Consider the following 12,270-nt stretch of genomic DNA (forward strand, 5'->3'; position numbering starts at 1 on the left):
TAGGCGCGCGCTTGCGTGCGATGCGGTGTTCGCGAAGTACGGCATCGCGCTTACGGACCCTGCGGCCTGGGACCGTCTGCCGATGGCGCTTAGGGTTCGATCGGGTAGGGATACACCGCCGATGCTGCGTCTGCCGGCAGCGTGGCGTGCCAGCGCGACAGCGTTTCGCCGATGCGCGCGCCGGCGGCGATCTGCGGACCGGAGCGTTCGTAGCCGAGCTTGCGTTCGCGCTGCTTGATGGCGCGCGCCGCCAGACGGTAGGCGTTCGTGAAATCACGATCCGCATTGAGCCCATCGAGCAGCCAGGCGTGGCCGAAGAACGTGATCGTCGATTCGCTGCCGCAACCGAACGAGGGCCGATCGGCACGCGCTGCGGTCAGCACCAGCGTGTCGGGATCCTTGAGCGCAGGCACGAAGCCGCCCGAGTAGCAGGCCGAGATCACGACCACGCGGTTCACGATGCCGGACGCGTCGAGCGCGGCGCGCAAGGCATCGGGCGTGATCGTGTCTTCGCTGCCATCGGGCAGGGCCAGTCCGAGTGCGTGGTCGGGCGAGCCGTGCATCGTCAGGTAGAGCAGCAGTACGTCGCGCTCAGGGTCCATGTGCGCACCGACCGCGGCTAGCGCATGACTCAGATTCGGCGCAGTGGCGAGCGGGGTGCCTGCGCCTTTGAGACTGTCGACGTTGTTGACCAGCGCGAGCGCACGCGCCCCCGCGCCGAGGCGCGGCGCAACGCGCTCGGTGAGGAAACGCACCTCGTTGCGGAACACGTCCTCGCTGGCATCGCCGGCCACGCCGACGACGTACAGCGCCGGCGCATCGCCCGTGGCGGCCGGCATCGCGGCGACCGCGGCATCGATCAGCGCGTGATCGCGCGCCGCCAGCGGTTCGGACGCCTGCAGCGGCGCGCAGACGAGCAGGGACAGCAGCGCCGTCACCTGCATCCAGTGTTGAAAGATCAGCCGACCACGCGCCGGCCGCACGTCAGCGGATCGCGTCGATCTGGTCGAACACGGTCACGCGCGTGTGACCGTTGGCGGCCGCTGCATCGCGCGGTTGCGGATAGTCATCGAGACGGTCGACCAGCACGGTGCGCAGGCCGGCGTCGCGCGCGGCATCGAGTTCTTCGACCACATCCGACAGAAACAGGATCTCCGCCGGCGCCGCATCGAGCGCGTCGGCGATACGTGCGTAGCTCTCGGCCTCGCGCTTGCCGCCGACCTCGGTATCGAACCAGTTCGACACCAGCCCGGTCAGATCGCCCGCGTCGCTGTGGCCGAAGAACAGTTTCTGCGCGGGCACCGAGCCCGAGGAATACACCGCCAGCGTTTCGCCATCTGCATGCCAGCGGCGCAGCGCTTCGGCGGCGTCGGGATAAATGTGCGCGGTGAAGTCGGCGTCCTGGTAACCGGCCGACCAGATCATGCCCTGCAGCGCCTTGAGCGCGGTGTGCTTGCGGTCGGCGTCGATCCAGCCCTGCAGCGTCTCGACGATCACCTTGTCGTCGCAGATCGCACCGTGTTCGGTCGCGACCACGTCGAGCCAGCGGCGCACTTCCGGATCGTCGCGATGCGCAGCGACGAAGCCGGGCAGCGCGCGGCGCGCATAGGGAAACAGCACGTCCTTGACGAACGAAATGCTGCTGGTGGTGCCTTCGATATCGGTCAGGATCATCCGCGCGTCAGCCGGGAGTCGGGGCGTTGAAGTGTAAGGCGTCGTCGAGCGTGGAGACGCCTCCGGTTGGAGCGCGTCGAAACGGAGCGCTCAGCTGGATCCGTGCGACTCCCTTTGAACTCGTCATTCCCGCCTGCGCGGGAATGACGGTTGATAGTGAACTGGGGTTACGCAGCACCCGTGCGCCAACGCACTCGTCCGTCAAACCGCCGGACGCAGCCTCAGCGCGACCCAGGCTCGTAGCGCGGAAATTTCTGCGCGATGTCCGAGCCGGTGAAGTGGCCGATCCAGCCGTCGGGCTGCTCGAAGAAGCGGATCGCGACGAAGCGCGGTTCGCTGCCCATGTCGAACCAGTGGGTGGTGCCGTCGGGCACGCCGATCAGGTCGTCCTTGACGCATTCGATCTCGTAGACCTTGCCGTCGACGTGCAGGGTGAACAGGCCGGAGCCGTCGACGAAGAAGCGCACTTCGTCTTCCTTGTGGAAGTGTTCGTCGAGGAACTTGGCGCGCAGTTCTTCGCGCTTCGGGTTGTCGGGCACGATGCTGATCACGTCGACGGACTTGAAGCCGCGCTCGGCGCTGATGCGGTCGATGTCGGCCTTGTAGGCGGCGATCACCTCGTCCTGCGAGGCGCCGGCGCCCACCGGCTGGGCGGCCTGCCAGCGTTCGAAGGTAACGCCGATCGTCTGCAGTTCGCGGGCGATCGCGTCGCCGTCGCGGCTGTCGAACAGCGGCGCATCGGGGGCGGTGGCATCGAAAATGCGGAGGCGGCTCATGGCGGTCTGGCTCGGCGCGTGACGGGGTCGTCCAGCCTAGCAAAGCCGCACTGCTGCAACATTGACCGCGGCGGAACACCATGGTTCCACCGCTGGTGACGCTGTGAAGCGTCAGTGCTGCGCGCGCAGGCGGCGCAGTTCGAGTTCGCAGTGCAGCAGGAACTCGAAGGCTTCGAGATGGCGACGCGCTTCCGCCATGTCGCGACCCCAGGCGTAGAGGCCGTGGCCGTCGATCAGATAGCCCCACATCGGGCCGGCGTCGAGCAGGGATTCGACCTGCGCCGACAGCACCTGCATGTCCTGGCTGTTGGGCAGCACGGGCACATCGACCGCCATTTCGTGCGTGCTGTTGCCGGCGAAGGCCTTCAGCAGTTCGTAGCCTTCCAGACGCACATGGCCCTCGGCGGCGAACAGGCGCGAGGCGATGGTCTGGGTCGGCGAATGCGTGTGCAGGATGCAGCCGATCTCCGGGAACCGGCGATACAGCTGCGTGTGCAGAAGGGTTTCGGCCGAGGGGCGGTGATCGCTGCCGACCGCGGCGCCATCGAAGTCGACGACCATGATGTCGCCTTCCTTCAGCTTGCCCTTGTCGCGGCCGGACACGGTGATCGCCGCATGGCGGTCATCGAGGCGGCGCGAGAAGTTGCTGCTGGTGGCGGGCGTCCAGCCGGACTGGGCGAGTTCGCGGATGTTGACGATCAGCTCGCCGGCGAGCTCGCGCAGGCGGTGGATGTCGTAGGGCGTGGGCGTATCGGACATGGCGCGGATTCTAGCGCGCGGCTGGTTCAGCGTGTCCAGCGCCAGCGCGGCGGCTCGCCCTTCAGTGCGCAGACTGCGATCAGCAACGCCGTCGCCACCAACACGCAAATGCCGAACGCCGCCGGATGCGCGGCCGGCGGCAACCGCCATGCGCTGACCGCGATCGCGCCCAGATACACCGCCAACACCACCCAGCCCTGCAGGCGCCGCGGCAGGCCCCAGCCGTAGCCGAGCGTTTTGGCCGGAAACCAGTAGTCGTCGCGCCGCTCGCTCATGGCGCGGGCGGCGCGTCGCGACGACGCGAGGAAAAACCGCGATACGCGGCCCAGGCCAGCAGCGCGATGATCGCCGCGCCCATGAGCGTGTCGATCGGTGTCGACCAGACCAGCAACCCGCACGCGATCAATGCGCCCATGCCGAGCAGGCGTTCGCGTCGGCCGGCCGGATGCAGGGGGTTGCCGAGCAACAGGCTCAGGCCCGCGGCGGCGTACGCCATGACGACCAACGTCACCGCCATGTTGATGATCGTCTCGAACTGGTTGCCCACCGTATCCGAGACCGTGGTGAATGCGATCAGGGTCATCGAGATCACGACGATCAGCAGGCCCGGACCGGCGGCGCCGTTTTTCAGCAGGCGTCCGAATATCGAAGGCAGGAACCCGCGCTGCGCGGCGCGCGCGCCCGACTCACCGGTGACCAGCATCCAGCCGCCAAGCGTGCCGGTGGCCTTGAGCGCCGCGGCGGCGGCGATCACTGGAATCGCCCAGGCGCCGAACATCTGCCCGGCGACGAGCGCGAACGGTGCGCTGGACGCGGCGAGGTCCTCGACCGGCACGATGCCCATCATCAGCACCGACGAGACCATGTAGACCACGCCCGCTAGCAGGATGCCGCCGAGGGTCGCGATCGGCACGTTGCGTTCGGGATTGCGCACCACGCCGGCGACCATTGCGCCGGTCTCAAGACCGATGAAGGCCCAGAACACGGTCGCCAGCGAGCCGATCGCCACGGCCGCATCGGACTGGCCGCTGACATTCCATGCCGCCCGGTAGATCGTGGGATCGAAATAGGTCCAGCCGGCGATCAGGATGGCCGCGACCGGGAGCAGACCGAACACCACGCAGAACGACTGGAAGCGCGCGATGTTGCGTGGCCCCAGCATGTTAAGCGCGAACATCGACCAGATCAGCAGCACCTGCCCGGTGAGCTGCACGACGGGCGTGTCGTCGACTGGCAGCAGAATCACCAGATAGCCGACCGCCGCGACGGCGATCGCGTTGTTGCCCACCCAGGACGACAGCCAGTACGCCGTGGTCGCCAGAAAGCCCATGTCGCGGCCGAGGCTCGGGCGGATGTAGTCGTCCGGCGAGTTGAGATCCGGGTACTGGCGTGCGAGCCGTGCGAACGCGGCGCCCAGCGCGACCGCGAGCAGCGTGCCGATCAGCCAGGAGAACACCGTCACCGCGCCCGAGCGCGCGAGCGTGGCGGGCAGCAGGAAGAATCCGGAACCGATCATGTTGTTGGCGACCATGAAGGTCGCCAGCACCGGGCCGATCTTCTTGGCCGTGGAAGTCGTGGACATCATGCGATCCGCGTGGTGGGCGGCGCGAGCGGCCGCAGATGGGGAGGCGCTATGGACACACGGCCCGCGGAAGGCGGGCCGTGCGATTGGATCGGATCAGCGCTTCGGCAGTTGCTGCCGGAGCTTGCTGTGCTTGTAGCCGTAGAAGAAGTAGATGGAGAAGCCGATGATCGTCCACACCAGCAGCACCATCCAGTTCAGCAGCGGCATCGTCGCGATCAGGCCCAGACACGCGGCCATGCCGAGACTGCCGACGATGAACACCGCCGGCACGCGGAACGGGCGATGCAGGTTCGGCTGGGTACGGCGCAACACCATCACGCCCAGGCACACGGTGGCGAACGCGACCAGGGTGCCCATCGACACCACGTCACCGAGCAGCTGGATCGGCAGGAATGCCGCCATGACCGCCGCGACCAGCGCGACCACCACGGTGCCCTTGTGGGGCGTGCGGAAGCGCTTGTGGATCGCGCCGAAGAACTTCGGCAGCAGGCCGTCCTGCGCCATCGAGAAGAAGATGCGCGGCTGGCCCATCAGCATCACCAGGATCACCGTGGTGAGGCCGGCGATCGCGCCGATCTCGACCAGGGTTTTCAGCCAGGCCAGCGCGGGATACGCCTCGAGCGCGGTCGCGACCGGCTTCGCCGTGCCCAGCACGGTGTAGGGCACCATGCCGGTCAGCACCGCCGACACCGCGATGTAGATCAGGGTGCACAGGAACAGCGAACCAAGAATGCCGATCGGCATGTCCCGCTGCGGATTCTTGACTTCCTGCGCCGCGGTCGAGACCGCATCGAACCCGATGTAGGCGAAGAACACGATCGACGCGCCACGCAGCACGCCTTCCCAGCCGAAGCGGTCGCCGCCCTGGTTCTCCGGCACGAACGGCAGCCAGTTCTGGGTGTCGACGTACTGCGCACCGAAGCCCAGCAGCAACAGGATCACCAACACCTTGATCGACACGATGATCGCGTTGGCGGTCGCCGACTGGGTGATGCCGACGTAGCACAGCACGCCGACCGCGCCGATGATCAGCACCGCCGGGAGATTGAACAGCGCGCCGGTCGTGACGAACTTGCCGAACTCGCACGCGCCGGCAACGGCCGCTTCGTGCGTACAGAAGTTGATCGGGGCCTGGGTCAGCGCCGCGGGCAGATGTACGCCGAGACTGTCGAGGAAGCTGACCGTGTAACCCGACCAGCCCACCGCGACGGTGGACGCCGCGAACAGATATTCAAGCACCAGGCTCCAGCCGACGAACCAGGCCAGCGCCTCGCCCAGCGTCGCGTAGGTGTAGCTGTAGGCGCTGCCCGAGGCCGGGATCATCGCCGCGAATTCCGCGTAGCACAGGCCGGCCATCGCGCAGGCGAAGCCGGCGATGACGAAGCTCAGCATGATCGCCGGGCCGGCGTGGTTGGCTGCCGCGGTACCGGTGATGACGAAGATGCCCGCGCCGATGACCGCGCCCAGACCCAGCATCACCAGATGCTTGGCGGTCAGCGTGCGCTTGAAGCCGACTTCGCCGCCGAGGCTGCCCTCGACCGGCTCGCCCGCATCGACATGCGGTTGCGCCGCGATCGGCTTGGTAATCATCAGGTTCTTGAACATCGGTGTCCCCGGTTGGTCGTTCGGTGCGGTCCGCGGATGGCTGACGGACGTGCCGTCGACTCCCCGCGGCCACGCGGCAATCGCCGTACCATGCCAAACGCTGCGTGCCGGCACAAGCAACATATCTGCCGCTTGTGCGCACGCACGCGAACGCCGATGCTGCGCCTCCCGTCACGCCGCGTTGCAGCAAATTTCCCGATGTCGAACCCGTCTTCGCCTGAATTCGAACGCCTGTCCATCGCGCCTGACGCAGTGCAGGCGCTGGCACGTGCGTTCGCCGATTTCGGTGTGCTGCAGCCTGCGCAACAGGCACTGGTCGGGGAATTCATCGACCTGCTCGGCGACGCCCAGGATCCTTTCGAACGTGCGCGTCTGGCCGGCCATTTCACCGCATCGGCGCTGGTGGTCAGCGGCGACGGCGCGCGCACGTTGCTCACTCATCACCGCAAGCTCGGCATGTGGCTGCAGCCGGGCGGCCACGCCGACGGCGACCGCGATCTGGCGCGCGTGGCCTTGCGCGAGACCGAAGAGGAAACCGGACTGGTCGGCGTGACTGTGCAGCCGGGCATCTTCGATCTCGACCGGCACTGGATTCCGGAGCACAAGAGCGTGCCCGGGCACTGGCACTACGACGTGCGCTACGTCGTGCACGCAGGCAGCGATGAGACCTTCGCCGTCAGCGAGGAATCGCACGCGCTGGCCTGGGTGCCGCTGCGCGACGTCGCCGATGGCGAGGCCTACGATGCCTCGCTGCGGCGCATGGCTCGCCGCTGGCTGGAAGTACCGGAGCGCTGAGTATCGCGTCCGCAAGATCGGGTGAGCGCAGCAACACCCGTCACCGCGCCTAGCCACCTCAATACAACACGCGTGTCCGCATCGTCCCGTCGATCTTCTGCAACTCGCTGCGCAGATGCGCCGCCTGTTCCCCGGTCGCGGCAACGTCGATGACCACGTAGCCGATGTTCGCGTTCGTGCGCAGGTACTGGCCGTCGATGTTGATCGCTTCGCGCGAGAACACTTCGTTGATCTTCGACAGCACGCCGGGCACGTTGCGGTGCAGGTGCAGCAGGCGGTGGCTGCCGATGTGCTCGGGCAGGGTAACTTCGGGGAAGTTGACCGCCGACAGCGTGCTGCCGTTGTCGCTGTAGCGCACGAGTTTCGCCGCGACCTCGATGCCGATGTTGTCCTGCGCTTCCAGCGTGCTGCCGCCGACGTGCGGGGTCAGCAACACGTTGTCGTGGCCGAGCAGTGGCGATTCGAACGCGTCGTCATTGCCCTTGGGTTCGATCGGGAACACGTCGATCGCGGCGCCGCCGACCTGGCCGCTGCGCAACGCGGCATCGAGCGCGTCGATGTCGACCACGGTGCCGCGCGAGGCGTTGATCAGATGCGCGCCGGGCTTCATCGCGTTGATTTCGGCCGCGCCGAACATCAGCTTCGTCGACGGCGTTTCCGGCACGTGCAGAGTGACCACGTCGCTGCGCGCGAGCAGGTCTTCCAGACTCGTCGCGCTGCGCGCATTGCCCAGCGACAGCTTGGTTTCGATGTCGTGGAAGAGCACCTGCATGCCCAGCGACTCGGCCAGCACGCCGACCTGGGTGCCGATGTGCCCGTAGCCCACGATGCCCAGCGTCTTGCCACGCGCTTCGTGGCTGCCGAGCGCGGACTTGCTCCAGCCGCCGCGGTGGCACTCCGCGTTCTTCTGCGGAATCCCGCGCAGCAGCATGATCGCCTCGGCGACGACGAGTTCGGCCACCGAGCGCGTGTTGGAGTAGGGCGCGTTGAACACCGGAATGCCGGCCAGTTCCGCCGCGTCCACGTCGACCTGGTTGGTGCCGATGCAGAAGCAGCCGATTGCCATCAGCCGGCGCGCGTCGGCCAGCACGTCGGCGCTCAGGTGCGTGCGCGAGCGGATGCCGATGATGTGCGCGTCGGCGATCTTCGCCCGCAGCTGGTCTTCGGGGAGCGATTTGGCATGGATCTCGACCTGCGAGTAACCGGCGGCGTGGAAGATATCGACGGCGCTCTGGCTGACGCCTTCGAGCAGCAGGACGCGGATGTCCTGCAGGGGAAACGAGGTCTTCATCGAGTGGGATTCGCGCGTGGGGGACAGCGCGGGCCATGGTGCCAGAATCGCACCGGGCGTGTTGCGGCGCAGCGCTGGACGCGCCCAAAGCGCGCTGGCACGCTGACGGCCCGTTTGTCAGGCGCCCGACGATGTCCGATTCCCGCGTTTCCAGTCTCCAGGCCGCCGTGCCGACCTTGCGGCTGTTGACCGAGCCTGCGGACCTCGCGCATTACGGCGTCGACTGGACCCGCCGCTGGACGCCGGCGCCGCTGGCGATCGCGCTGCCGGCCGATGTCGAAGAAGTGCAGGCGACGATGCGCTGGGCGCACGCGCAAGGCGTGGCCGTGGTGCCATCGGGCGGTCGCACCGGGCTGTCGGGTGGCGCGGTCGCGGCGAACGGCGAGCTGGTGCTGAGCCTGCAGCGCATGAACAAGGTACTCGGCTACGAGCCTGCCGATCGCCTGCTGACCGTTGAAGCCGGCATCGCGCTGGAAGCCGTGCACGAGGCAGCGCGGACCCACGACCTGCAGTACCCGGTGGACTTTGCGGCGCGCGGTTCGTGTTCCATCGGCGGCAATATCGCGACCAATGCGGGTGGCATCCGCGTGGTGCGCTACGGCAACACGCGTGAGTGGGTGGCGGGCGTCAAGCTGGTGACCGCGACCGGCGAGCTGCTCGATCTCAATCGCGGTCTGGTCAAGAATTCCAGCGGCTACGACCTGCGGCATCTGGTGGTCGCGTCGGAAGGCACACTCGGCGTCATCGTGGAGGCGACGCTGCGGCTGGCCGCGCCACCGCCGGAGACGCGAGTCATGCTGCTCGCGCTGCCGTCGTTCGAGGTGCTGATGGAAGTCTTCCAGGCGCTGCGCGCGCGCCTGCCGCTGGAGGCGTTCGAGTTCTTCACCGATCGTGCGCTGCACCACGTCGTCGCGCATGGCGCGCAGCCGCCGTTCGAGTCGGTGTATCCGTATTACGTCGTCGCCGAATTCGCCTGCGAGGGCGAAGCCGGCGAGGTGCAGGTGCTGTCGGCATTCGAGTACTGCATGGAACAGGGCTGGGTCGAGGACGGCGTGATCAGTCATGGTGACACCCAGGCCGCGGCGCTGTGGCGCCTGCGCGAGGGCATCACCGAAAGCCTCGCGCCGCACGTGCCGTACAAGAACGACGTGTCGGTGCGCATCTCGGCGATGCCGGCGTTCCTAGCGCGCACGCAGGCGCTGCTCACGGCCGAGTACCCGCAGTTCGATGTGGTCTGGTTCGGCCACATCGGCGACGGCAATCTGCACATCAATGTGCTCAAGCCGGCCGACATGGCGAATGCGGATTTCGTCGTCGAATGCGAGCGCGTGACCAAGCTGCTGGCGGCGACGCTGGCCGAGCACGGCGGCAGCATCTCGGCCGAGCACGGCATCGGCCTGGTCAAGAAACCGTATCTGGGTTCGACGCGCAGCCCGGCCGAGATCGCGGTGATGCGCGGCATCCGCCAGGCACTGGATCCGGCCGGTATCCTCAATCCCGGCAAGCTGTTCGATTGAGTCCGGTTCAGCCCGCTGCACCACGCCGACGCTAGAGTGTCGGCTGCCGTTACCGTTCGGAGATGCCCCACATGATGGTCCGTACCGCACTCGTTCTTCTGCTGACCGGTCTGTCCGCGTCGGCGTTCGCCGGCAGTTTCGCCGGCACCAGCGCGGGCGCTTCGTCCGGTGGGTCGTCGGCGTCGTCGGGCAGCACGTCGGGCGACGACAAGGTGGTGCTGCAGGCGCGCGAAGACGCCGCCGGCTTCGTCGCGAGTGACGGCCGCATCCGCGGCGCACGCCTGGAAGCGGCATTGCGTCATCTGCGCGAGACGCAGAGCGCCGCGCGCGACGCGTCCGATCTCGCACTCGCCCAGGCGATCCTGGCGCGTTGATCCGGCAGGCGCGTGTGCAAGTGCGCGCCGCCCTGTCCGTTGTCGCCTTGCTGCTGGCGCCGATCGCGTCGGCGGCCGGCTGGTCGGTTGCACAACAGGCAACCGGTGCGCCGCTGACGGCTGCCGAGTCGTCGCGTGCCGACGCCGCGATCGCCGACGCACAGGCGCGATTGCCACCGAACTGGCGTGACGCGCCGGGACTCGATGTCGTCATCGACTGGCGCGAGGATCTGCCTGACGCCGTACACGGTCGCACCTTCGGCGCCCATCTGCGTCTGCAACGTGCGCTGTTGACCGATGACGCGGCAGCGCAGCCCCTGCAGGCTGCATTGCTGCACGAATTCGCCCATCGCTACGACCGCTCGACCCATGGCAGTCTGTCGCGCGATCCACGGTTGCTTGATCTCGCAGGCTGGCCGCAGCGGCCGCTGCGCTTCGGGATGCGCGTGCGCGCCAACGCGATGCGCGATCGCAGCCCCGATGCCTACGAGCTCGCATCGCCGGCCGAGTTCGTCGCGGTCAATCTCGAACACTTTCTGCTCGACGCCGAGTACGCCTGTCGGCGCCCCGCGTTGCACGCGTACTTCGCGACGCACTTTGACTGGGCGCCGCCGCAGGCGGATTGCGCACCGGATCTGCCGTTCGTCGAAGCCGAGCCGGGTCTAGATGCAGCGCCGCTGCTCGCGCTGGATCCGGCGCGCGTCTATGCCGTCGATTACTTGCTCGCCGAGGGCAACGCCCAGCCGATGAGCCGCTGGGGCCACAGCATGCTGCGGCTGGTGGTCTGCGCGCCCGGCCGCGCGCTCGGGCCGGATTGCCGCCTCGATCTTGCCCACCATCGCGTGCTGTCGTTCCGCGCGTTCGTCGACGACGTGCAGATCTCCAGCCTGCGCGGTTTGACCGGCCGCTATCCCTCGCGCCTGTTCGTGTTGCCGCTCGACCAGGTGATCGACGAGTACACGCGCATCGAGCTGCGCGGGCTGCAGTCGATTCCGCTGCAGCTGTCGCCGGACGAAATCGCCTCTTTGCTGACGCAAGCCGCGAACCTGCACTGGAGCTACGACGGACGTTACTACTTCGTCGGCAACAACTGTGCGGCCGAGACCTGGAAGCTGCTCCAGACAGGCGTCCCGCGGCTGGCCGACGCGCGGCTGCGCAGCATCACGCCGACCGGGTTGCTGCGGAAACTCGTGCGCAGTGGCGATGCGGATCAGAGCGTGCTCGACCGCGAGGATGCGGTGCGTGCCGGTTACTACTTTCCGTCTGCGGATGCGGAGTACCAGGCGCTGCTGGACATCGCTCGCGCGGTGCAGCCATTGCCATTCTCGCGTGTCGATGACTGGCTGGATCTACCGCCGGATGCGCGCGCGCCATGGCTCGCGGAGGCCCAGCTGCGCGATGGCGCGGCGTTACTGGTGCTCGAACATGCGGCGCGGCGACGGGAAGAACTGCGGTTGCGCGATGTGCTGAAGCGTCAGCTGCTCGATCCGCGGCACGCCGCGGATGCGGCGCCGGCCATCGCGACCCTGCGCGCACTGCTGGCGGCGGGGAACAGCCTCAGTCGGCCGGCGCAGTTGCTGACCGAGGGATACGGCTTGCCGCAGGCGGCGGAACGCGAGTTGCTTCAGGACGATGTGGAAACGCGTGCGCAAGGGCTGCGCGGACTGCGTGGACAGCTTGAGAATGAAGCGCGCGCGGCGCTGGCGCCCGAGGCACTGGGACGAATCGCGGCGCTGGACCGGAATGTGGACGCGCTCGGTGCGCGCTTGCGCGCGCTGCATCGAGAGGCGGGTGGGCTGCAGCTGGACTGAGTGATCGGCGATGGTTGTCGCTGGGCTCTACCCATTCTACGAAGGCTGCTTGCTGGCTCCACTCGATCCCTGGCAGGTCATGA

At 67.7% G+C, this 12,270-nt stretch carries 12 protein-coding genes; 4 read left to right on the forward strand and 8 right to left on the reverse strand.

Annotation, left to right across the window (positions count from 1 at the left end; all coding sequences use genetic code 11):
• Positions 1–89 precede the first annotated feature (89 nt).
• From ACZ9YD_RS05680 to ACZ9YD_RS05710, 7 genes are all read right to left on the reverse strand, one after another.
• Complete coding sequence (locus ACZ9YD_RS05680; protein WP_465074150.1) at positions 90–938, reverse strand: C13 family peptidase; 849 nt, start codon at positions 936–938, stop codon at positions 90–92.
• A 46-nt stretch (positions 939–984) separates the two neighbouring features.
• Positions 985–1,674 carry an acireductone synthase gene (gene mtnC / locus ACZ9YD_RS05685; protein WP_465074151.1) on the reverse strand — a complete coding sequence of 230 codons (690 nt, stop codon included), beginning with the start codon at positions 1,672–1,674 and terminating at the stop codon, positions 985–987.
• 221 nt (positions 1,675–1,895) lie between these two features.
• Positions 1,896–2,450, reverse strand: a complete 555-nt coding sequence (locus ACZ9YD_RS05690) for a 1,2-dihydroxy-3-keto-5-methylthiopentene dioxygenase (RefSeq protein WP_465074152.1) — start codon at positions 2,448–2,450, stop codon at positions 1,896–1,898.
• Positions 2,451–2,561: 111 nt separating this feature from the next.
• Positions 2,562–3,209, reverse strand: a complete 648-nt coding sequence (locus ACZ9YD_RS05695) for a methylthioribulose 1-phosphate dehydratase (protein WP_465074153.1) — start codon at positions 3,207–3,209, stop codon at positions 2,562–2,564.
• Between the two features lie 26 nt (positions 3,210–3,235).
• Complete coding sequence (locus ACZ9YD_RS05700) at positions 3,236–3,484, reverse strand: hypothetical protein (RefSeq protein WP_465074154.1); 249 nt, start codon at positions 3,482–3,484, stop codon at positions 3,236–3,238.
• Positions 3,481–4,791: an amino acid permease gene (locus ACZ9YD_RS05705; protein ID WP_465074155.1), complete on the reverse strand. Its 1,311-nt coding sequence runs from the start codon at positions 4,789–4,791 to the stop codon at positions 3,481–3,483. The genes ACZ9YD_RS05700 and ACZ9YD_RS05705 overlap by 4 nt, the downstream gene beginning before the upstream one ends.
• A gap of 96 nt (positions 4,792–4,887) precedes the next feature.
• Entirely contained in the window at positions 4,888–6,399 is a 1,512-nt protein-coding gene (locus ACZ9YD_RS05710) for an amino acid permease (RefSeq protein WP_465074156.1), read from the reverse strand.
• A gap of 198 nt (positions 6,400–6,597) precedes the next feature.
• Here ACZ9YD_RS05710 and ACZ9YD_RS05715 point away from each other — a divergent pair, with 198 nt between their 5' ends.
• On the forward strand, positions 6,598–7,194 hold the full coding sequence (locus tag ACZ9YD_RS05715) for an NUDIX hydrolase (RefSeq protein WP_465074157.1): 597 nt from the start codon (positions 6,598–6,600) through the stop codon (positions 7,192–7,194).
• A gap of 58 nt (positions 7,195–7,252) precedes the next feature.
• On the opposite strand, the gene serA is transcribed toward ACZ9YD_RS05715, so the two are convergent.
• Positions 7,253–8,485, reverse strand: coding sequence for a phosphoglycerate dehydrogenase (serA, locus tag ACZ9YD_RS05720; RefSeq protein WP_465074158.1), 1,233 nt, complete (start codon positions 8,483–8,485; stop codon positions 7,253–7,255).
• A gap of 131 nt (positions 8,486–8,616) precedes the next feature.
• On the opposite strand from serA, the gene ACZ9YD_RS05725 reads away from it, so the two are divergent.
• The 3 genes from ACZ9YD_RS05725 (at position 8,617) to ACZ9YD_RS05735 (ending at position 12,187) form a co-directional block, all read left to right on the forward strand.
• Positions 8,617–10,002, forward strand: coding sequence for an FAD-binding oxidoreductase (locus ACZ9YD_RS05725; RefSeq protein ID WP_465074159.1), 1,386 nt, complete (start codon positions 8,617–8,619; stop codon positions 10,000–10,002).
• 74 nt (positions 10,003–10,076) lie between these two features.
• Complete coding sequence (locus ACZ9YD_RS05730; protein WP_232136169.1) at positions 10,077–10,376, forward strand: DUF2388 domain-containing protein; 300 nt, start codon at positions 10,077–10,079, stop codon at positions 10,374–10,376.
• 20 nt (positions 10,377–10,396) lie between these two features.
• Entirely contained in the window at positions 10,397–12,187 is a 1,791-nt protein-coding gene (locus ACZ9YD_RS05735; RefSeq protein WP_465074160.1) for a DUF7844 domain-containing protein, read from the forward strand.
• The last annotated feature ends 83 nt before the right edge of the window (positions 12,188–12,270 follow it).

The sequence above is a fragment of the Luteimonas sp. AC640a genome (assembly GCF_979256585.1).